Below are 20,984 nucleotides of genomic sequence, written 5' to 3'. Positions count from 1 at the left end.
CGGGTCCTTAGAGGAAGTAGAGGCGGTTGAGGGAGACGGTGTCGGCGGGCGCGGAGCTGAGCGGGTCGCCGTCGAGGGTGACCAGGCCGGTGCGCCGGTCGACGTCGACCGCGCCGACGCGGGCGTTCAGCCGCAGGTCGGCCGGGCCGATGCCCCGGGTGCCGCGCACGGCGACCCTGCGGCGGCGCGTGGGCATCGCGTCGCCTCCCTGGTCGACGGCGGCCTGCGCGACGAAGGCGACCGAGATGTCGGCGGCCGTGGCACCGTACGAGCCGAACTGCGGGCCCAGCACGAGGGGTTCGCAGGTGTCGGTGGCCGCGTTGGGGTCGCCCACCACGCCGTAGGCCGGGAAGCCGGACTTGAGGACGAGCTGCGGCTTGGCGCCGAAGTACTCGGGGCGCCACAGCACGATGTCGGCGAGCTTGCCGACCTCGATCGAGCCGACCTCGTGCGCGAGGCCGTGGGCGATGGCCGGGTTGATGGTCAGCTTGGCCATGTACCGCAGGACGCGGGCGTTGTCGTCGCCCCGGCCGTCGCCCTCCATCGGGCCGAGCTCGGCCTTCATCTTCCCGGCCATGGCGAAGGTGCGGCGGACCGTCTCGCCCGCGCGGCCCATGCCCTGGGCGTCGGAGGAGGTGATGCCGATCGCGCCCAGGTCGTGCAGGACGTCCTCGGCGCCCATGGTGCCGGCCCGGATGCGGTCGCGGGCCATCGCCGCGTCGCCGGGCAGGTCGGTCTTCAGGTCGTGGACGGAGACGATCATGCCGTAGTGCTCGGCGACCGCGTCCCGGCCGAAGGGCAGGGTGGGGTTGGTGGAGGAGCCGATGACGTTCGGGACACCGGCCATCTTCAGGACGTTGGGGACGTGTCCGCCGCCGCAGCCCTCGATGTGGAAGGCGTGGATCGTGCGGCCCTCCAGGACACGCAGGGTGTCCTCGACCGACAGGCACTCGTTCAGGCCGTCGCTGTGCAGGGCCACCTGGACGTCGTGGTCCTCGGCGACCCGCAGGGCGGTGTCCAGCGCGCGGGTGTGGGCGCCCATGTCCTCGTGCACCTTGAAGCCGGACGCGCCGCCCTCGGCCAGCGCCTCGATCAGCGGAGCGCTGTGCGAGGACGAACCCCGGCCCAGGAAGCCGATGTTGACCGGCCAGGCGTCGAAGGCGTTGAAGGCGTGACGCAGCGCCCAGGGCGAGTTGACGCCGACGCCCCACACCGGGCCGAACTCCTGCCCGATGATCGTGGTCACACCGGAGGCGAGGGATGCCTCCATGATGCGCGGCGACAGCAGGTGGACGTGGGTGTCCACGGCACCGGCGGTGGCGATCAGCCCCTCGCCGGAGACGATCGAGGTACCCGTGCCGACGACGACGTCGACACCGTCCAGGGTGTCGGGGTTGCCGGCGCGCCCGATGCCGCAGATGCGGCCTTCCCGGATCCCGACGGACACCTTGCGGATGCCCTGCACCGCGTCGATCACGACGACGTTGCTGATCACGACGTCACAGGTCTCGCGGACGGCCGCGGCCTTGAGGTGCAGCCCGTCGCGGGCGGTCTTGCCGAAGCCGGCCAGGAACTCGTCGCCGTACTTCTGGGCGTCCGACTCGACCCGGATCACCAGCCCCGAGTCACCGAGACGGACACGGTCGCCGGCGCGGGGGCCGTGGGTGGCGGCGTAGGCATGCGGGTCAACGTGGATCGACTCGTCGATCTCGCGTCCCTTCGAGCGGCTCATCGCTCGCCTCCTTCCTGCGTGACGGTGTGCGTGACTCCCAGATATCCGCAGGCTGCGGCCCTGCGCAGGGCCTCTTCCCGGGCTCCCGGTGCGTCCAGCGGCCCGTCGACCAGCCCGGCGAAGCCGATCGCGATCCGCTCGCCGCCGATCGGTACGAGACCGACTTCCGCGCTCTCCCCGGGCCCGAACCGGACCGAGGACCCGGCGGGTACGGCGAGCCGCATGCCGTAGGCGTGCTCCCGTACGAAGTCCAGGCGCGGGTTGGCCTCGAAGAAGTGGAAGTGGGAGGTGACGGAGACCGGCACGGTCGCGGTGTTGGTGACCGCGAGCCGGACGGCCGGCTCCGGGTCGGCGTGCACGGGGCCGGGGAGCAGCGCGCCGGGAGCGTGCTCGCCGAGGCCGCCTCCGATGGGGTCGCAGACCACCGCGAGCCGGGAGCCGTCGTCGAAGACCGCCTCGACCATCACCTCGGTGACGACGTCGGCGACGCCCGGCAGCACGTCCGCGGGACCGAGGACCGACCGGGCCGCCTCGATGGCCTCCGCGAGCCGCCGGCCGTCCCGTGCGGCCTCGCAGACGGTGTCCGCGATCAGCGCGGTCGCCTCCGGCACGTTGAGCCTGAGGCCGCGCGCCCGGCGGGCCCGGGCCAGCTCGGCGGCTCCGAAGAGCAGCAGCCGGTCACGTTCCGTGGGAGTGAGTCTCACGACGCGGCACCTCCTTGCCTTCCTCAATTTAGAGCATCACTCTAAACGCAGAATTCATGAAACAGAAGCATTGACCCAGGGCCAGGCTTCACGTCACATTGAACGTCGCTCAAACACTGAAGGCGGCAGTCGAAGGAGACCGGCCCATGCCGATAGAACAGCGCGGAGTCGACACCATCCCGGACGAGGAGCGGACCAGTGGTCCGAGCGATCTCGTCTCGATCCTGCTCGGCTCGAACCTCTGCCTCGGAGTGATCATCTTCGGCTGGCTGCCGCCGTCCTTCGGGCTCGGCTGGTGGGCGTCGGTGAGCGCGATCGTGGCGGGCACGGTGGTGGGCACGCTGTTCACGGCCCCGCTGGCGCTGATCTCCCTGCGGACCGCGACCAACCTCTCCACCTCCTCCGGCGCCCACTTCGGCGTGCGCGGCCGGCTGGTCGGCTCGGTCGTGGGTCTGCTGCTCGCCCTCGGCTACACCGCGCTGACGGTGTGGATCGGCGGGGACGTGATGCTGGGCGTCCTCGGCCGGCTCTTCGGGCTGCCCGCGGACGGGGTGTCGTACGCCGTCGTCTACGCGGTGCTCGCCGCGGCGACCGTCGCGGGCGCGGTCTACGGCTACCGGGTGCTGCTCGCCATGTCCCGCGTCCTCGCGATCGGCATGACGGCCCTGCTGGCCCTCGGGATCTTCGCCTACGCCCCGCACTTCACCACCTCGGCGCTGCCGGGCGCGGGCGGCTACCTGCTGGGCTCCTTCTGGCCGACCTGGTTCCTGGCCGCGGTGGCCGCCGGGCTGTCCGGGCCGATCGCCTTCATCACCCTGCTCGGCGACTACACCCGCTACATCTCCCCCGCCCGCCACTCCGGCCGCCGTGTCCTGCACGCCACCTGGCTCGGCCTGGTCCTCGGCCTGCTGGTCCCCCAGCTGTTCGGCACGTTCACCGCGTACGCGGCCCGGGCGGCGACGGACTACGCGGGGCCGCTGGTGTCCGCCTCCCCCGCCTGGTACCTGGTCCCGCTGCTGCTGTCAGCCTCCGCCGGTTCGGTCGGCAACGCGGGCCTGATGCTGTACTCGATGGGCCTGGACCTGGACGCGATCCTGCCCCGCGCCTCCCGGGCCCGCGCCACCTGCACGGTCGCGATCGTGGCCACCGTCTGTGTCTTCGCCGGCCACTACGCCTGGAACGCGCAGTCCGCGATGACGTCCTTCGTGCTGCTGCTCACCGCCATCGGCACGCCGTGGGCGGTCATCACCCTCATCGGCTTCGCCCGCTGCCGCGGGGTGTACGACGCCGACGCCATACAGGTCTTCAACCGCCGTTCGCGGGGCGGGATCTACTGGTACCGGGCCGGCTGGAACACGCGGGCGACCGTCTCCTGGGCGCTGGGCGCCGGGGTCGGCCTACTGGCCGTGTCCCTGCCGTCGTACCAGGGCCCGCTGCTGAGCCTGACCGGCGGCGTGGACTGCAGCTTCCTGCTGTCGGGGGCGGTCGGCGGCGCGGTGTACCTGCTGCTGACGTTCACCGAGCAGCGCCCCGAAGGGGCGCGGGGCCGTGTCCCCTGTGCGGCCACCGCCGCGGGTGCGCGATCAACCACAACAGACCCGCAGACGCCCGACGCCCCTTCGCGCCACCTCGAACCGCGTACTTAACCGATCTTGTGCATCCACCCGTGCTGGTCCGCGGCCGTACCGCGCTGGATGTCCAGGAGAGCCTGACGCAGGCGCAGAGTGACCTCGCCGGGCTCTGAGCCGGACTGCTTCCACTCGGCGCTCGCGCGCTTGACGGTGCCGACCGGCGTGATCACGGCCGCGGTACCGCAGGCGAAGACCTCGGTGAGGGTGCCGTTCTCGGCGTCGCGCTGCCACTGCGCGGCGGAGACGCGGCCCTCCTCGGACTCGTAGCCGAGGTCGCGGGCGACGGCCAGCAGGGAGTCACGGGTGACGCCCTCCAGGATGGAGCCGGTGAGCGTGGGCGTGACGATCTTGTTCCCGTACACGAAGTACAGGTTCATACCGCCGAGTTCCTCGACCCACTGGTGCTCCACCGCGTCGAGGTAGCAGACCTGGTCGCAGCCCTTGGCGGCCGCCTCGGCCTGGGCGAGCAGGGAGGCCGCGTAGTTGCCGCCGGTCTTGGCGTCGCCCATGCCGCCGGGGACGGCGCGGACGCGGTCCTCGGAGACCCAGATCGACACCGGCTTCACGCCGCCCGGGAAGTAGGCGCCGGCCGGGGAGGCGATGACGATGAAGAGGTATTCGTTGGCGGGCTTGACGCCCAGGCCGACCTCGGTGGCGATCATGAACGGGCGCAGGTAGAGGGACTCCTCGCCGCCGTGCGCGGGCACCCAGTCCTGGTCCTGCCGGACCAGGGCGTCGCAGGCCTCGACGAACGTCTCGACCGGCAGCTCCGGCATGGCCAGGCGGCGCGCGGAGCGCTGGAAGCGCTTGGCGTTCTGGTCGGGGCGGAAGGTGGCGACCGAGCCGTCGGGCTGGCGGTAGGCCTTCAGGCCCTCGAAGATCTCCTGGGCGTAGTGCAGGACGTTGGTGGCCGGGTCGAGGGGGATCGGCGCGTACGGAACAAGCTGGCCGTCGTGCCAGCCGCGGCCCTCGGTCCACTTGATCGTCACCATGTGGTCGGTGAAGTGGCGGCCGAATCCGGGGCTGGCCAGGATCGCCTCGCGCTCCGCGGCGGCGAGCGGATGGGCGGACGGCTTGAGCTCGATCGTGGGCGTCGTCATGAGTGGTTGTCCTTCACCGGTTGTAGTGTCGGCCGCAATACACGCCCGCACGACCGGTGGCCAGTGGTAGGACGTCCGAGCATTCCCTCATAACGCGGCTCCGCGTTCGATTATCGCGCGGAGTCGCGGCCGGAAGGAATCGGGGTGAACGCGGCCCAGGGTTGATGGTGGCACCCGGCGACCGGATAGGAAAAGCCGCCGGGTGCGGATGCGACCCGGCGGCTTGGTGTGCAGCGCGGGTCAGCCGGCTACACGTACGGCGAGCGCGTCGCCGATCCCGGAGGTGCTGCGGACCGGCTTCCCGACGCGTTCTGTGAGGTCCACGGCGACCGCCTCGTCGATGCGGTCGGCCTCGGCCTCGTAGCCGAGGTGGCGCAGCAGCAGGGCGACCGACAGCACGGTGGCCGTGGGGTCGGCCTTGCCCTGACCGGCGATGTCCGGGGCCGAGCCGTGGACCGGCTCGAACATGGACGGGAATGCGCCGCTGGGGTTGATGTTGCCGGAGGCGGCCACACCGATGCCGCCGGAGACGGCCGCGGCGAGGTCGGTGATGATGTCGCCGAAGAGGTTGTCGGTGACGATCACGTCGAACCGCTCGGGCTGGGTGACCAGGTAGATGGTCGCCGCGTCGACGTGGATGTAGTCGGTCTCGACCTCGGGGTACTCCGCGCCGACCTTGTTGAAGACGCTCGTCCACAGATGCCCGGCGAAGGTCAGCACGTTGTTCTTGTGGACCAGCGTGAGCTTCTTGCGCGGGCGGGCCTGGGCGCGCGCGAAGGCGTCGCGGACCACCCGCTCGACACCGAAGGCGGTGTTGACGGAGACCTCGGTGGCGACCTCGTGCTCGGTGCCCTTGCGGATGGTGCCGCCGTTGCCCGTGTAGGGACCCTCGGTGCCCTCGCGGACCACGACGAAGTCGATCTCCGGCTGGCCGGCCAGCGGTGTGGCGACACCGGGGAGCAGCTTGGACGGGCGCAGGTTGACGTGGTGGTCGAAGGCGAAGCGGAGCTTGAGCAGGAAGCCGCGCTCCAGGACGCCCGAGGGCACCGACGGGTCGCCGATGGCGCCGAGCAGGATGGCGTCGTGCTGCTTGAGGGCGGCGAGGTCGGCGTCGGTGAGGGTCTCACCGGTGGCGTGGTAGCGCTTGGCGCCGAAGTCGTACTCCTTGGTCTCCAGCTTCACATCCTGCGGCAGGACGGCGGAGAGGACCTTCAGACCCTCGGCCACGACCTCCTGACCGATGCCGTCACCGGGGATCACTGCGAGATTGATGCTGCGAGACATGTCGGCACCCTACTCCTCGTCCCAGGTGATGACATGCCATGTCCGCCATGCGGACACCCGGACGGGTTGCGGGTGTCCCCCCGTCGGCTGGCGTTCACCCGTACGTGGCACGGGTGTTGGGACCCCGTGGAAAATTCCCCGGCATGGCTGCGTTTTCCGGGGGGACACCCCCCGAACCCCCCGTACCCGACGTCGGCATCCCGCGCCCGCTCGCGGAGCGGATGAGCATGGCCGAGCAGTACGAGTACCTGCGCACCCGGCTGATGCGCCGCCGCACCCTGGTGACGGCGGGCGCGGTGGCGGGCGGCCTGCTCACCGGCTGCTCCGGCCGATCCGGCGCGACGGGGCGCCCGGCCCGGGCCGCCTCGCGGGTGTCCGGCTCGGTGGTCCGCCCCTTCGGCCGCCATCTGGCCTTCGGCGCCGATCCGAAGACGCGGATGCGTGTCTCCTGGCAGGTGCCGTTCGCGGTGAGGCGGCCGTACGTGCGCGTCGGGCTGCGCCCCGACGACCTCGGCCGGAGGGTGGAGGCCGAGGTGCGCGAACTCCACACGCCCGGTGTGCAGGGGGTGCGGCCGGCCGTCGAGCAGTACTACGTGCACGCGGCCCTGGACGGGCTCAGGCCCGGCACGACGTACTACTACGGCGTGGGCCACGAAGGCTGGGACCCGTCCGCTCCCGCGCACCGCTCCGCCATCGCTGCCTTCCGTACGGCACCCGCGAGCACGGAGCGCTTCGTCTTCACCGCCTTCGGCGACCAGGGCGTGGGGCAGGCGGCGAGCGCCAACGACCACCTGGTGCTGCGCCAGGACCCCGCCTTCCATCTGCACGCCGGCGACATCTGCTACGCGGACGTCAACGGCACCGGGCAGACCTCCGACGGCTACGACCCCACGTTCTGGGACCGGTTCCTGAAGCAGAACGAGCCGGTCGCCAGGTCGGTGCCGTGGATGGTGACGACCGGCAACCACGACATGGAGGCCTGGTACTCGCCGGACGGCTACGGCGGCCAGCTGGCCCGTTTCTCCCTGCCGGACAACGGCTTCGACCCGCACGGGACACCGGGCGCCTACTCGTTCGTCTACGGCAACACGGGCTTCGTGGCGCTGGACGCCAACGACGTGTCCTACGAGATTCCCGTCAACCTCGGGCTGAGCGGCGGCCGCCAGACCAAGTGGCTGGACGCGCGGCTCGGCGAGCTGCGGGCGACGCCGGGCGTGGACTTCGTGGTCGTCTTCTTCCACCACTGCGCGTACTCCACCTCGCAGCACGCCTCCGACGGCGGGGTGCGGGCCGAGTGGCTGCCGCTGTTCGCCAGGCACCGGGTGGACCTGGTGATCAACGGACACAACCACGTCTACGAGCGCACGGACGCGATCAAGGACGGACAGGTCGGCCGGGAGGTGCCGGTCGGCGGCTCCACGGACCCCGCGCGGGACGGGATCGTGTACGTCACCGCGGGCGGCGGCGGCCGGGATCTGTACTCCTTCCCCTCGGGCGTCAAGGACAGCTACGAGGGCCACGTCACCCGGCACGACGCGGTGGAGACCTTCCACTGGACCAAGGACAAGGAGCGCGCTCCCGAGACGGCTCAGTGGTCGCGGGTGCGGTACACCGGCTTCTCGCTCCTCGCGGTGGAGGCGCGGCCGGGTCCGTCCCCGAGGCTCACGGTGTCGGCGCTCGCCGGGGACGGGCGGCGGATCGACCACTTCGAGGTGCGGCGCGGCGGGTGAGACCGCGCCGCACCTCATGGGGTTCCTCCCCCCGCTCGAGCGAAGCCCGGAGTGGGGGGGGAGGGTGCGGCTCCCGGATCAGTGGCGGCTCAGTGGCCGGTCTCACCGCCGTTGTCGCGGCGGTCGAGGGCGCGCTGGAGCGCGGCGGCGGCGTTCTTGCGGTCGGACTCGCTCGTGCGGGACACGTGGCGGACTCGGCGGCGGACGGTCGTCTCGGCCATGAAAATCGACTCCTTCGGCAAACCGGAGTGCGGCAAGGGGGGTTACGAGACGCCGGAGGGCGGGGAGCGGTGCCGCAGGGGTTGCCTGCACGGGGCCCGGCTCACGACCGCCATTCGCTTGATCGAGCGAGACGTTCGGCTCCTACAAAAGTAAGGGAGCGGGCCGCGCCTGTCTCCACAATTACTCGGACTTCCTACTATCTGAGACGGCGGATCGGGTCACACCGCTGTGAACTGCGCCTTTCCCATACGGGGGTGGGGGGGGAGCGCAACTCCCGGACGAGCGCCCGAACGGCGGACGTCGCGGCCGGCTCGGGGGTGGTGACATAGCCGACCGAGCGGTGCGGGCGGTCCGGTCCGAGCTCGGTGACCACCACGGTGGGCGGGGCCGCGGTCAGGGAGAGCGCTGGCCCCGCGGTGCCGGACCCCAGTTCCCGTACGACGGTGACGCTCGCGTCGAGGCCGGGGTGCAGGGCGGCCGGCCGTTCCAGGGCGGGCGGCAGCAGATAGGGACGCGCCGCGGAAGGCGGCGATCCGCAGCGGCCCGGCGATCTCGCCGTTCCCGGCGGACCGGGTGGCGCCGAGCCGGGCGGTCGCGGCGGAGAAGAGGCTGCGCATCGAGGGCTTCGTGGTGCGCGGCCACCGGGACGCGCAGGTGGAGTTGTACGACTTCGCCGTGCCGCATCTGCGCAGCGGGGCGCTCGTGCCGGACGAGACGGTGGTGGACGGGTTCGAGCTCCTGGTCCGCGCGACGCCCTGAACTCCCGTCAGGCGACGTCTCCGTCGCGCCAGTCGAGGACGAACTCCCGGGCGGGGTCGAGCGGCCCGGCGAGCGCGGGCCACACGTACATGTCCCCTTCCTCCTCCGGCAGCCGTACGATCCCGTCCGGCGACAGGCCGTGCACCTGGCCGGCCCACCGCTGCCAGCCCCGGGCGGTGTACAGCAGGGCCCCTTCGGGGCTGGCCGAGAGCGCACCGAGGTCGTACGCCCGCTCGATCACCCGCTCCAGTTCTCCCAGCACCCGCCCGCCCAGCCCCTTGCGTCGCGCATCGGGACGTACGGCGACGGCCTCGACGTACCCGGTGCGCAGCCAGCGCCCCCGGTGCCGGATGCGCCGCATCACGACGGCGCCGTGCGCGGCGAGCCCGGCGCCGTCCTGGACGAGGACGTGCAGACCGCCGAGCCCGTGGTCCCAGTCCTCGGCGGAGAAGCCCCCCTCGAACGCCGTGTCCAACAAGGAGCGGGCGGCGTGGAGTTCGGCGGGGTCGAGGTCAGCGGTGTGGGCGAGGCGGAGTCGGTGGGCCATGGCCCCACTATCTCCCGGCCCACGCCCTGGCGTCCTCCGGAAACTTCCTCGACCGCCGGAAGATGGGAACGGGCCGGGAAGCCTGCTCCTGCGGCAGGCTTCCCGGCCCGTGTTCGTGGGGGCTGATCAGCCCATGTGCGGGTACGTGTAGTCGGTCGGCGGGACCAGCGTCTCCTTGATGGCGCGGGTCAGGGTCCAGCGCAGCAGGTTCTGCGGGGCGCCGGCCTTGTCGTTCGTGCCGGAGGCGCGGCCGCCGCCGAAGGGCTGCTGGCCGACGACGGCGCCGGTCGACTTGTCGTTGATGTAGAAGTTGCCCGCCGCGTAGCGGAGCTTGTCCATCGTGTACGCGGCCGCGGCGCGGTCGTCGGAGATGACCGCGCCGGTCAGGGCGTAGTCGGAGACCGACTCCATCTGCTCCAGCATCTCGTCGTACTTGTCGTCCTCGTAGACGTGGATGCCGAGGACCGGACCGAAGTACTCGGTGCGGAAGATCTCGTTCTCCGGGTCGGTGGACTCGATGACGGTCGGGCGGACGAAGTAGCCGACCGAGTCGTCGTAGCTGCCGCCCGCGACGATCGTGCAGGTCGGGTCCTCCTTGGCACGGTCGATGGCGGCCTTGTTCTTGGCGAAGGCACGGTCGTCGATCACGGCGCCGATGAAGTTCGACAGGTCGGTGACGTCACCCATGGTCAGGTAGTCGACCTCGGCCGCGAACTCCTCCTTGAAGCCCGAGTTCCAGATGGAGGCCGGGATGTAGGCGCGGGAGGTCGCCGAGCACTTCTGGCCCTGGTACTCGAAGGCACCGCGGGTCAGGGCGGTCTTCAGGACCGCGCGGTCGGCGCTCGGGTGGGCGACCAGGAAGTCCTTGCCACCGGTCTCGCCGACCAGGCGCGGGTAGGTGCGGTACTTCTCGATGTTGTTGCCGACCGTCTTCCACAGGTACTGGAAGGTCTTGGTCGAGCCGGTGAAGTGGATGCCCGCGAGGTCGCGGTGGACCAGGGCGACCTCGGAGACCTCGATGCCGTCACCGGTGACGAGGTTGATGACGCCCTTGGGCAGGCCCGCCTCCTCCAGCAGCCGCATGAGCAGGACGGCCGCGTGGGTCTGGGTCGGGCTCGGCTTCCAGACGACGACGTTGCCCATGAGAGCCGGAGCCGTCGGCAGGTTGCCCGCGATGGCGCTGAAGTTGAACGGCGTGATCGCGTAGACGAAGCCCTCCAGCGGGCGGTGGTCCATGCGGTTCCAGACGCCCGGGGAGTTGGCCGGGGGCTGCTCGGCCAGGATCTGGCGGGCGTAGTGGACGTTGAAGCGCCAGAAGTCGACCAGCTCGCAGGGGGTGTCGATCTCGGCCTGCTGGGCGGTCTTGGACTGGCCGAGCATGGTGGAGGCGGCGATGGTCTCGCGCCACGGGCCGGCCAGCAGCTCGGCGGCGCGCAGGATGATCGCCGCGCGGTCGTCGAAGGACATCGCGCGCCAGGCCGGCGCGGCGGCCAGGGCCGCGTCGATGGCGTCCTGGGCGTCCTGCCGGGTGGCGTTGCGCAGGGTGCCGATGACGGCCTTGTGGTTGTGCGGCTGGACCACCTGGAAGGCCTCGCCGCCGCCCATCCGCCGCTCGCCGCCGATGGTCATCGGCAGGTCGATCGGGTTCTCGGCCAGCTCCTTGAGCTTGGCCTCCAGGCGGGCGCGCTCGGGCGAGCCGGGGGCGTAGCCGTGCACCGGCTCGTTGACGGGGGTGGGGACCTGGGTCACAGCGTCCATGAGATCCTTGACTCCTTGTACGTGAGCGGGTGTTCGGGCTCAGCCTTTGCTGATCATCGAGCGGACGAAGAAGCGCAGGTTCGCCGGCTTCTCGGCGAGCCTCCGCATGAAGTAGCCGTACCAGTCGGTGCCGTAGGCGGTGTAGACGCGCATGCGGTGGCCCTCGGCGGCCAGCCGCAGGTGCTCGTCGCTGCGGATGCCGTAGAGCATCTGGAACTCGTACTCGTCCAGTTTGCGCCCGGCCTGGTGGGCCAGCTCCTGGGCGATGGCGATCAGGCGGGGGTCGTGGGACCCGATCATCGGGTAGCCCTCGCCCTCCATCAGCGTCTTCAGGATGCGCACGTAGGCCTTGTCGATCTCGTGCTTCTGCTGGAAGGCGACCTCGGCGGGCTCCTTGTAGGCGCCCTTGACCAGGCGCACGCGGCTGCCGGCGGCGGCGAGGCGGCGGGCGTCGGCCTCGGTGCGGAAGAGGTAGGCCTGGATGACGCAGCCGGTCTGCGGGAAGTCCTTCCGCAGCTCCTCGTGGATGGCGAACATCGAGTCGAGGGTGGTGTGGTCCTCGGCGTCGAGGGTGACGGTCGTGCCGATGGCGGCGGCGGCCTCGACGACCGGGCGGACGTTCGCGAGGGCCAGCTCGTGGCCGCCCTCCAGCGCCTGGCCGAACATGGACAGCTTGACGGACATCTCGACCTTCTCGCCCAGCTCCAGCTGCCTGAGGTGGTCGATCAGCTCCAGGTAGGCGTCCCGTGCGGCGGTGGCCTGCTCGGGGGTGGTGATGTCCTCGCCGACGACGTCCATCGTCAGCTCCAGACCCTGGACCGTCAGGTCCTTGATGATCGGAACGATGTCCGCCACGGACTCGCCGGGGATGAAGCGGTCGACGACCTGCTTGGTCACCGGAGCCGCCGAGATAAGGCGTCGCATCCGGTCGCTGCGCGACGCGGCGAGAATCACGGGACCCAGCACGGGGCACCTCCACAGACAAGCATCAAAACGGCCGTGACCCGACCTTTCGGGTACGGCACGGAGAACCACCGTGAAACCTAAGGATCTCTCCGATCGTCGGCCATCGACAGCTGTCACGCATCAGTGCACTGGATCTCAGACAGATGTATGAAGGCGGCTCGAAAATGCGCGAGAATGCCCCAATGGCGTCCGATTACAAGGGTGATTACCAAGAGCTGGTGGACGAGATCTCGGAGTTGCTGGGCGCCCCGGCGACCCTGGAGAACCGGGACTTCGAGCTGATCGCCTTCGGTGCGTACGACAGTGAGGGCGACCTGGATCCGTCCGCCCTGGACCCGGTGCGCACCCGCTCGATCCTGACCCGGCGGTCCACGGCCGCGGTGCGGACGTGGTTCGAGGGCTTCGGGATCACGCGCGCGAGCGGACCGGTACGGATTCCGCCGACCCCGGAGGCCGGCGTCTACCGCGGGCGCATCTGTCTGCCGGTACGCCATCGGGGTGTCGTCCTCGGCTACGTCTGGCTGCTGGAGGACGATCCGGGCCCGACGGACGCGCAGCTGACGGCCGCCATGCGGGTCACGGAGCGGATCGGCGCGCTGCTCGCCGACGAGGCGCAGGCGGGGGCCGGTCTGAGCCGGGAGCTGCGGGCGGTGCTGACCGCGGAGAGCGGCTGGCAGCGGGACATGGCGGTGGGCGAACTCCGCGCGGCCCTCGGCCCCCGCGCGGCCGCCCCGCACACCCTGGTCTGCGTCGCTCCCTGGCCCTCGGCCGACCCCGAGGAGGCCCCGTCCGCCCGTACGGTCCCGCACGCCACGGCGCTGTGCACGGTTGCGTGGGGGGCGACGACGCAGAGCCTCGCGGTCCTGGTGCGGCTCCGCTCGGCGGATGTGCGGGCGCCCGCGCTGACCGTGGCCGCGCGGCTGCTGAAGGAGGCGGAGGGGGCGCGGGGGGCCGCCGTACCCGCGTCCACGAGGAGGGCGGGTCCGGGTGCCGCGGTCGCCGCCGGGGTCGGTGAACCCCGCTCCGGGCTGGCCGAGCTGGGGGCGCTCTGGCAGGAGGCCTCCGCCGCCGCGCGGGCCGCGCTGGCCGAGCCGCGATTCGGGCCCGTCGCCGAGTGGCGGGGCATCGGGCCGTACCGGCTGCTGACCGCACTGCCGCCCGGGGCCGCCCACGACCCGGTGGCGGGCCCGCTCCTCTCCCCCGTCCACCAGGAGCTGGCCCGCACCGCCGAGGTCTACCTCGACCGCGCGGGGCAGGCCGGCCGCACGGCCGCCGAACTCGGCATCCACCGGCAGACCCTCTACTACCGTCTGTCCCGCGTGGAGCAGCTGACCGGCCTGGATCTGGACGACGGCGAGGACCGCCTGCTGCTGCACATGGCGCTGAAGCGGGCGCGGCTCTAGCCGAGCAGGTCCCCCACCGCCGCGATGCCTTCCGTGATCGCGCGCTCGGGGACGTCACCGAAACCCAGGACCAGACGGGGCGGCTCCGGAGCGGGCGCGGCGCGGCAGGCGCTCATGCCGTAGAGGCCGACGCCCCGGGCCCGCGCGGCGGCGATCACCGTCTCCTCCCCGGCCCCGCCGGGCAGGTGTGCCACCGCGTGGAAGCCCGCGTCCAGCCCGGTCAGGCGGACCGCCGGGGCGTGCGCGGCGAGGGCGGCGCGCAGGGCCTTGGAGCGGGCCGCGTACAGGGTGCGCATGCGGCGCAGATGACGGTCGTAGCGGCCGGACTCGATGAGCAGGGCGAGGGCCAGCTGGTCGAGGGTCGGGGTGCCGCGGTCGGCGATCCGCTTCAGCTCGGTGAGCCCCGCGGTGAGCGCGGGCGGGCACAGCAGCCAGCCGATGCGCAGGGCGGGCGCGAGGGACTTGCTGACCGTGCCGATGGAGATGACCCGGTCGGCCGCGAGGCCCTGGAGCACGCCGACCGGCTCCTTGTCGTAGCGGAACTCGGCGTCGTAGTCGTCCTCGATGACGCAGGCGTCGCGCCGCCGCGCCCAGTCGAGGAGCGCTCGGCGGCGTTCGGGTGCGAGGACGACACCCGTCGGCCACTGGTGGGCGGGGGTGACGATCACCACGCGCGCTCCGGTCGCGTCCAGGGCCCGTACGTCGATGCCGTGCGCGTCCACCGGGACCGGGACCGGGGTGAGACCTGCCGCCCGTACGGAGGCCGTCACGGTGGCGGGGCTGCCGGGGTCCTCGTGGGCGACGGCGCGGACGCCGGTGCGGGCCAGGGCCTGGAGGGCGAGGCCGAGGCCCTGGGCGTAGCCGGAGCAGACGAGGATGTGGGCGGGGGCGGCCGCGGCCGCACGGACCCGGCGCAGGTAACCCGCGACGACCGTGCGCAGGGCCAGGCTGCCGCGCGGGTCGCCGTAGTCGAGGTCGGCCGTGGGCATGCGGCGGGCCGCCTCCCTGATCGCCCACAGCCAGTCGGCGCGCGGGAAGGAGGCCAGGTCGGGGACGCCGTGCCGGAAGTCGGCGACGAGGCGCGGGAGTTCGGCGGGCGGTGCGGGTTCGGGCGGTGCCGGGGGCCCCGCGCAGGGGGCCACGCGGGTGGCCGAGCCGACGCGGGTGACCAGGTAACCCTCGGCCTGCAGCTGGGCGTAGCAGTCCTGGACGAGGCCGCGGGACAGGCCCAGACTGCGGGCGAGTTCGCGGGACGAGGGCAGGCGTTCGTCCTCGCGCAGCCGTCCGGTCCGTATCGCGTCGCGCAACTGCCTCTCCAGTTGCGCGCGCAGCTGTTCACCGCTGCTCCGGTCGACGGTCAGCAGCAACTCGGGGGACAGACCGGCCCACTGCACACGCATGGAATTGGAGCTTACCGGGGGGCCGGTCGCCCCCTAGCGTCGACCGCATGACCACACATGCCAACTCACCTGCACGAACGGCGACTTCGGGCGGGCGGCCACCGTTGCTGACCCGTCCTCTGCTGCTGCGGTTCGTGAGCATGGTCGGCGCCACGGTGAACTTCTTTCTGCTGCTGTCGGCGGTGCCCGCGCACGCCGGCCGGGACGGGGCGGGCCTCGCCACCGGCGCGCTGATGCTGTCCACGGTGCTGGGCGAGCTGGCCGGGCCCTGGATCGTCGCCCGATGGGGGAACCGGGGGCCGCTGACGGCCGGGCTGTTCCTGCTCGGCGCGCCCGCGCCGGCGCTGTCCGTGGTCGACGGGCCGGCCTGGACCGCGGCCCTCTGTCTGGTGCGCGGTCTGGGGTTCGCCCTGACCCTCGTCGCGGGCGGCGCCCTGACCGCCGCGCTGATCCCCGCGGAGCGCAGGGGCGAGGGGCTCGCCCTCGTCGGCGTGGTCGGGGGCGTCCCGTCGCTGGTCGCCCTGCCGCTGGGCGTGTGGCTCGCGCAGAACGTCGGGTACGGGCCGGTCACCGTGGCCGCGGCCGTGGCGGCGCTGGCGGCGATTCCCTCGGTGCCGGGGCTGCGGGAGGCCGCGCCCGCGCAAGGCGCCGCCTCGAAGCCCCTCGGCATGGCGGAGGCCCTGCGCGACACCGGACTGCGGCGCCCCGCGGCGGTCTTCGCCACCACCGCGCTCGCCGCCGGCATCCTGGTCACGTTCCTGCCGCTGGCCGTGCCGCACGGGTCGGCCGGTGTGGCGACGGCGGCGCTGCTGGTGCAGAGCGCCACCGCGACCGCGGCCCGCTGGGCGGCGGGGCGGTACGGCGACCGGCGCGGCTCCGGGCAGCTGATCACCCCGGGGCTGCTGCTGTCGGCCGCCGGTACGGCGCTCATGGCGGCGGTCTCCGGTCCGGTCGCCGTCCTCGTGGGCGCGGTGGTCTTCGGGACCGGATTCGGCGTCGCCCAGAACGCGACCCTCGCCCTCATGTACACCCGTGTCTCCCGCCCCTCCTACGGCACGGTCACCGCGCTGTGGAACCTCGCCTACGACGGGGGCATGGGGGCGGGCGCCGCGGGCTTCGGCCTCCTGGCGGGGCACACGGGGTATCCGTGGGCGTTCACGCTGACGGCAGCCTCGATGCTGGGCGCGCTGGCCCCGGCGATGCGGGACCGGCGTGCCGGTGAGGGGCGCAGCGCGGGAGCCGGGCAAGACCCGCGCGGCACCGCCGGGTGAGTCATCGGCACCGGCCGGACCGGGGCCCGCCCACCGTGTTCCCGCTCTGCCTCAGGCCCGGTTCGCGGCCCTCGCAGGACAGCGGGCCATCGACCCGATCGCCCTCGAAGGCGGGTGGGCCCTCGCCGGGCAGCGGGCCGCTTCCACTGCTGCCGGTTCTGTGCCGGACGGGCCGTCGAACTCGACCCGGTGGTGGCGGTGCCGGGCCGCCCGCACGCCCCCTGCACCGCCGGCCCGCCGGCCTTTCGCGCCGGGCACGCGGGTGCCGGGCCGCGCGTTCGCCCCGCGCCGCCCGCTCGCACTTCGCGGACCGGGCGTGTGTGAGAGAGGGGGGACGGCGGGGTCAGCCCTTCGCGGCCGCTTCGACGATCTGCCGCAGGCCCTCGGTGAGGGCGTCGCCGTCGGGCGCGGTCCCGGGGTCGAAGGTCCACTGTGCGATGAGGCCGGTCATCAGCGTCATGTAGAACTTGCCGAGCGTGTCCGCGGTCTCGTCCGTGACCTCCTCCTCGGGCACACCCATCAGCAGCGCCACCATGCCGCGCCCGCCCTCGCGCTGGGCAGCGGCCAAGGACTCGCGCACCTCGGGCAGGTCGATGGTCATGACCTCCATGCTGAGCCGCCACACCGAACCGGGCTCCCGCATGCTGGCGACGACGCTCGACCACACCCCGCGGAAGCGCTCCAGCGAACCGGGCGCGCCCTCGATCTGGGGGCCGTCCCAGCCGAAGTCGTCGGACATGGTCTCCACGAGCGCGACGTAGGCCTGCGCGAGCAGCGCGTCCTTCGAGCCGTAGTGATAGCCGATGGAGGCGAGGTTGGTCCCCGACTCCTTCACGATGTCGCGCGCCGTCGTCCGCGCGAAGCCCTTCTCCAGCAGGCAGCGCTTGGCGCCTTCCAGCAGATCTTCACGGTGTCCCATGCGAATCACCCTACCGCCGATCCATACAGACGTCCTAGACGCACGACTTACACAAGCGTTCTAGACAAGCGTTTAAGACGCCCGTACAGTCTCTGGCATGACGAACTCGACGAGCACCAACTCCCCTGCCGGGCACGCCGGTCGCCGCGAATGGACCGCGCTCGGCGTGCTGATGCTGCCGCTGCTGCTGGTCTCCATGGACGTCTCGGTCCTCTACTTCGCCATCCCGGCGATCAGCGTGGACCTTCAGCCGAGCGGCACCCAGCAGCTGTGGATCTTCGACATGTACGGCTTCGTCCTGGCCGGCCTGCTGATGACGATGGGCTCGCTGGGCGACCGCATCGGCCGGCGCCGGCTGCTCCTGTTCGGCGCCGCCGCCTTCGGCGCCGCGTCCCTGGTCGCGGCCTACGCGAACAGCGCCGAGACCCTGATCGCGGCCCGCGCGGTCCTCGGCATCGGCGGGGCGACCCTGATGCCCTCGACGATGGCCCTGGTCCGCACGATGTTCACCGACTCCAAGGAGCGGGCGAAGGCGATCGGCATCTGGTCCGGCGTGATGACCGGCGGAATCGCCCTCGGCTCCGTGCTGAGCGGAGTTCTGGTGCAGTACTTCTGGTGGGGCTCGGTCTTCCTGGTCAACCTGCCCGCGATGGTGCTGCTGCTGGTCCTCGGCCCGATCCTGCTGCCCGAGTCCAAGAACCCGGAGCCCGGCCGCTTCGACTTCCTGAGCGTGCCGCTGTCGATGGCGGCGGTGTTCCCCCTGATCTACGGCTTCAAGGAGATCCCGTCCGAGGGCTGGCACCCGCTGTACGTCGTGTCCGTCGCCGTCGGCCTGCTCTTCGCGGCCCTCTTCGTACACCGCCAGCGCACGACCGCCTCTCCGATGATCTCGCCGGCCCTCTTCCGCAGCCGGGGCTTCGGCCCCGCCGTCGTCCTGAACCTCGTCTCCTCGCTGGCGATCATGGGCTCGGCGATCTTCACCACGCAGTATCTGCAGTCGGTGCTCGACAAGAGCGCGATGGAGGCGGCCCTGTGGGCGCTCCTGCCGTCGGTACCGATCGGGATGGCGGCCCCGGCGGCCACGGCCCTGGTCCAGAAGGGCGTGAACCGCGCCTATGTGGTCACCGCCGGCTTCGCCATCGGCGCGGCGGGCTACGGCATGCTGGCCCTGCTCGGCACGGACTCCCTCTGGCTCGCCCTCGCCGCCTGCGGCGTCCTGTCCTCCGGCATCGTCATGGTGATCTCGCAGATGACCGACCTGGCCATGAGCGCCGCCCCGGTGGAGAAGGCGGGCTCCGCCTCCGCACTGCTGGAGACGGGCGCGGAGTTCGGCGGCGCGCTGGGCATGGCGGTCCTCGGCTCCATCGGTACGGCCGTCTACCGCCACGAGATGCCGGCGTCGGCCCCGGCCGAGGCCCGCGAGACCCTGGGCGGCGCGCTCGCCGTCGCCGGTCACCTGCCGGGGCGTGCGTCAGGCGCCCTGGCGACGACGGCCCGGGAGGCGTTCACCACCGGCATGCACGGCGCGGCCCTCGCCGGAACGGCGATCCTGGTCCTCGCGGCGATCGCGGCGGCGACGACCCTGCGCCGGATCCATGTGCGGCAGACGCCGGTGGCGGAGACGGAGGCACCGGTGGCTCAGGCCGAACAGGCCGCCCTCTGAGACCCCTCGGAGCACGGAAAACGCCGGACGGGCCGGCATCGCACCAGCCCGTCCGGCGTTTCGCCATGTGTGTCTCAGACCAGGTTCACCGAACGGGCCGACGCCGCCCCGATCTCCGAGCCGACCTCGGCCAGAACGGCGGAGCCCACCGTGTCGTCCACGGTCAGCACGGCCAGCGCCTCCCCGCCCACCGCGGCACGCGCGACCTGCATACCGGCGATGTTGATGCCGGCCTCGCCGAGGATGCGGCCGACGGTGCCGACGACACCCGGGCGGTCCTCGTAGCGCAGGACGACCATGTGGTCGGCGAGCGCCAGGTCGACGTCGAAGTCGCCGACCGCCACGATCTTCTGGACGTTCTTCGGACCGGCCAGCGTGCCGGAGACCGACACCTCCTCGCCGTTGCCCAGCGTGCCGCGCACGGTCACCACGTTGCGGTGGTCGGCGGACTCGGAGCTGGTGGTCAGGCGCACCTCGACGCCCCTCTCCTGCGCGAACAGCGGCGCGTTGACGTACGACACCGTCTCGTCGACGACGTCCTCGAAGACGCCCTTGAGCGCGGACAGCTCCAGCACCTTCACATCGTGCTGGGTGATCTCTCCGTAGACCTCGACGTCCAGGCGGACGGCGACCTCACCGGCGAGCGCGGTGAAGATGCGGCCGAGCCGCTCGGCCAGCGGCAGACCGGGCTTGACGTCCTCGGCGATGACACCGCCCTGGACGTTCACCGCGTCCGGCACCAGCTCGCCGGCGAGCGCGAGGCGCACCGACCTGGCGACCGCGATGCCCGCCTTCTCCTGCGCCTCGTCCGTGGAGGCGCCGAGGTGCGGGGTGCAGACGACCTGGTCGAGCTCGAAGAGCGGGGAGTCCGTGCAGGGCTCCTTGGCGTACACGTCGAGGCCCGCGCCGGCGACGCGGCCCTCCTTCAGCGCCGCGTAGAGCGCCGCCTCGTCCACGATGCCGCCGCGCGCGGCGTTGACGATGCGCACGCTCGGCTTGACCTTGCGCAGCGCCTCGTCGCCGATCAGGCCGAGGGTCTCGGGGGTCTTCGGCAGGTGGACGGTGATGAAGTCGGAAACCTCGAGCAGCTCGTCCAGGGACAGCACCTTGACGCCCATCTGCGCGGCCCGCGCGGGCTGCACGTAGGGGTCGTAGGCGACGACCTTCATGCCGAAGGCGGACATCCGCTGCGCGACGAGGGCGCCGATACGGCCGAGGCCCACGACGCCCAGCGTCTTCTCGGCGAGCTCGACACCCGTGTACTTGCTGCGCTTCCACTCGCCGTTCTTCAGCGCGGCGTTGGCCTGCGGGATGTTGCGGGCGGTGGCGACGAGCAGACCGCAGGCGAGCTCGGCGGCCGTGACGATGTTGGAGGTCGGGGCGTTGACGACCATCACGCCGGCCTTGGTGGCGGCGGAGACGTCGACGTTGTCCAGGCCGACGCCGGCTCGAGCGACGACCTTGAGCTTCTTGGCGGCGGCGGTGGCCTCCGCGTCGACCTTGGTGGCGGAACGGATCAGGATCGCGTCGACGTCGGCGATGGCGGCGAGCAGTTCGGCGCGGTCGGCTCCGTTGCAGTGCCGGATCTCGAAGTCCGGGCCGAGCGCGTCGACGGTCGCGGGCGACAGCTCTTCAGCGATGAGTACGACAGGTTTCGAGCTCACGTGAGGTCCTCACTAGTCCAATGCATGCGGACGGCCGTCCCGACGGCCGCAGGCGGAGGAGGGGGGCTAGCCGCGGAAGACGCACGACGCTGTGGGCCTGACGCGTATGTTGTGCAGCAGTGTAGTGGCGCCGCCGAGACCGTCTTGCGCCTCTGCGGAAGGATCACCCGTCCGGGGCTGGACGGAGTGGCCAAAGGGGGCCGGAGCAGTCTGCCCCGACCCCCTGACACG

At 72.0% G+C, this 20,984-nt stretch carries 17 protein-coding genes and 1 pseudogene; 6 read left to right on the top strand and 12 right to left on the bottom strand.

Annotated features, from left to right (window positions below):
* Positions 1-7 precede the first annotated feature (7 nt).
* Together AVL59_RS08685 and ureA are read right to left on the bottom strand one after the other, a co-directional pair.
* Complete coding sequence (locus AVL59_RS08685; RefSeq protein ID WP_067301183.1) at positions 8-1,732, bottom strand: urease subunit alpha; 1,725 nt, start codon at positions 1,730-1,732, stop codon at positions 8-10.
* Positions 1,729-2,436, bottom strand: a complete 708-nt coding sequence (gene ureA / locus AVL59_RS08680; RefSeq protein WP_067301180.1) for an urease subunit gamma — start codon at positions 2,434-2,436, stop codon at positions 1,729-1,731. Before ureA ends, AVL59_RS08685 begins: the two co-directional genes overlap by 4 nt.
* A gap of 146 nt (positions 2,437-2,582) precedes the next feature.
* Between ureA and AVL59_RS08675 the strand changes: the two genes are divergently transcribed.
* On the top strand, positions 2,583-4,082 hold the full coding sequence (locus AVL59_RS08675; protein ID WP_079146584.1) for a cytosine permease: 1,500 nt from the start codon (positions 2,583-2,585) through the stop codon (positions 4,080-4,082).
* On the opposite strand, the gene AVL59_RS08670 is transcribed toward AVL59_RS08675, so the two are convergent.
* Positions 4,079-5,167 (bottom strand): branched-chain amino acid aminotransferase, encoded by a 1,089-nt coding sequence (locus tag AVL59_RS08670; RefSeq protein ID WP_067301177.1) that lies wholly within the window; start codon positions 5,165-5,167, stop codon positions 4,079-4,081. The two genes, AVL59_RS08675 and AVL59_RS08670, sit on opposite strands and share 4 nt — an antisense overlap.
* A 240-nt stretch (positions 5,168-5,407) precedes the next feature.
* The gene (locus AVL59_RS08665; RefSeq protein ID WP_067301174.1) at positions 5,408-6,451 is read right to left on the bottom strand and encodes a 3-isopropylmalate dehydrogenase; all 1,044 of its coding nucleotides are present in this window, start codon (positions 6,449-6,451) and stop codon (positions 5,408-5,410) included.
* A 143-nt stretch (positions 6,452-6,594) separates the two neighbouring features.
* Here AVL59_RS08665 and AVL59_RS08660 point away from each other — a divergent pair, with 143 nt between their 5' ends.
* On the top strand, positions 6,595-8,181 hold the full coding sequence (locus tag AVL59_RS08660) for a purple acid phosphatase family protein (RefSeq protein ID WP_067301171.1): 1,587 nt from the start codon (positions 6,595-6,597) through the stop codon (positions 8,179-8,181).
* Positions 8,182-8,270: 89 nt separating this feature from the next.
* Here the strand turns inward: AVL59_RS08660 and AVL59_RS55525 are convergent, their stop codons facing one another.
* Together AVL59_RS55525 and AVL59_RS53975 are read right to left on the bottom strand one after the other, a co-directional pair.
* The gene (locus AVL59_RS55525; RefSeq protein ID WP_015493350.1) at positions 8,271-8,402 is read right to left on the bottom strand and encodes a hypothetical protein; all 132 of its coding nucleotides are present in this window, start codon (positions 8,400-8,402) and stop codon (positions 8,271-8,273) included.
* Between the two features lie 197 nt (positions 8,403-8,599).
* Positions 8,600-8,984: pseudogene (locus AVL59_RS53975) on the bottom strand (hypothetical protein); the annotation flags it as partial.
* On the opposite strand from AVL59_RS53975, the gene AVL59_RS50320 reads away from it, so the two are divergent.
* Positions 8,977-9,162 carry a hypothetical protein gene (locus tag AVL59_RS50320; protein ID WP_067301168.1) on the top strand — a complete coding sequence of 62 codons (186 nt, stop codon included), beginning with the start codon at positions 8,977-8,979 and terminating at the stop codon, positions 9,160-9,162. The pseudogene AVL59_RS53975 and the gene AVL59_RS50320 sit on opposite strands and share 8 nt — an antisense overlap.
* A gap of 7 nt (positions 9,163-9,169) precedes the next feature.
* Here the strand turns inward: AVL59_RS50320 and AVL59_RS08650 are convergent, their stop codons facing one another.
* The 3 genes from AVL59_RS08650 to AVL59_RS08640 form a co-directional block, all read right to left on the bottom strand.
* The gene (locus AVL59_RS08650) at positions 9,170-9,709 is read right to left on the bottom strand and encodes a GNAT family N-acetyltransferase (RefSeq protein ID WP_067301165.1); all 540 of its coding nucleotides are present in this window, start codon (positions 9,707-9,709) and stop codon (positions 9,170-9,172) included.
* Positions 9,710-9,835: 126 nt separating this feature from the next.
* Positions 9,836-11,467, bottom strand: coding sequence for an L-glutamate gamma-semialdehyde dehydrogenase (gene pruA / locus AVL59_RS08645; protein WP_067301163.1), 1,632 nt, complete (start codon positions 11,465-11,467; stop codon positions 9,836-9,838).
* A gap of 39 nt (positions 11,468-11,506) precedes the next feature.
* On the bottom strand, positions 11,507-12,433 hold the full coding sequence (locus AVL59_RS08640; RefSeq protein WP_067301160.1) for a proline dehydrogenase family protein: 927 nt from the start codon (positions 12,431-12,433) through the stop codon (positions 11,507-11,509).
* Between the two features lie 182 nt (positions 12,434-12,615).
* Between AVL59_RS08640 and AVL59_RS08635 the strand changes: the two genes are divergently transcribed.
* Positions 12,616-13,836 (top strand): PucR family transcriptional regulator, encoded by a 1,221-nt coding sequence (locus AVL59_RS08635; RefSeq protein ID WP_067301157.1) that lies wholly within the window; start codon positions 12,616-12,618, stop codon positions 13,834-13,836.
* On the opposite strand, the gene pdxR is transcribed toward AVL59_RS08635, so the two are convergent.
* A complete protein-coding gene (gene pdxR, locus AVL59_RS08630; RefSeq protein WP_067301154.1) occupies positions 13,833-15,236 on the bottom strand; it encodes a MocR-like pyridoxine biosynthesis transcription factor PdxR in 1,404 nt (467 codons plus the stop codon). The two genes, AVL59_RS08635 and pdxR, sit on opposite strands and share 4 nt — an antisense overlap.
* A gap of 47 nt (positions 15,237-15,283) precedes the next feature.
* On the opposite strand from pdxR, the gene AVL59_RS08625 reads away from it, so the two are divergent.
* Positions 15,284-16,507: an MFS transporter gene (locus tag AVL59_RS08625; RefSeq protein ID WP_067301151.1), complete on the top strand. Its 1,224-nt coding sequence runs from the start codon at positions 15,284-15,286 to the stop codon at positions 16,505-16,507.
* Between the two features lie 343 nt (positions 16,508-16,850).
* Here the strand turns inward: AVL59_RS08625 and AVL59_RS08620 are convergent, their stop codons facing one another.
* The gene (locus tag AVL59_RS08620) at positions 16,851-17,426 is read right to left on the bottom strand and encodes a TetR/AcrR family transcriptional regulator (protein ID WP_067301149.1); all 576 of its coding nucleotides are present in this window, start codon (positions 17,424-17,426) and stop codon (positions 16,851-16,853) included.
* Between the two features lie 97 nt (positions 17,427-17,523).
* Here AVL59_RS08620 and AVL59_RS08615 point away from each other — a divergent pair, with 97 nt between their 5' ends.
* Positions 17,524-19,089: an MFS transporter gene (locus tag AVL59_RS08615; RefSeq protein WP_067301146.1), complete on the top strand. Its 1,566-nt coding sequence runs from the start codon at positions 17,524-17,526 to the stop codon at positions 19,087-19,089.
* A gap of 74 nt (positions 19,090-19,163) precedes the next feature.
* On the opposite strand, the gene serA is transcribed toward AVL59_RS08615, so the two are convergent.
* Positions 19,164-20,753 (bottom strand): phosphoglycerate dehydrogenase, encoded by a 1,590-nt coding sequence (gene serA / locus AVL59_RS08610; protein ID WP_067301143.1) that lies wholly within the window; start codon positions 20,751-20,753, stop codon positions 19,164-19,166.
* Positions 20,754-20,984: the final 231 nt, after the last annotated feature.

This window comes from Streptomyces griseochromogenes, assembly GCF_001542625.1.
GTDB lineage: Bacteria > Actinomycetota > Actinomycetes > Streptomycetales > Streptomycetaceae > Streptomyces > Streptomyces griseochromogenes.
This window is presented reverse-complemented; position numbering and strand designations above follow the sequence as displayed.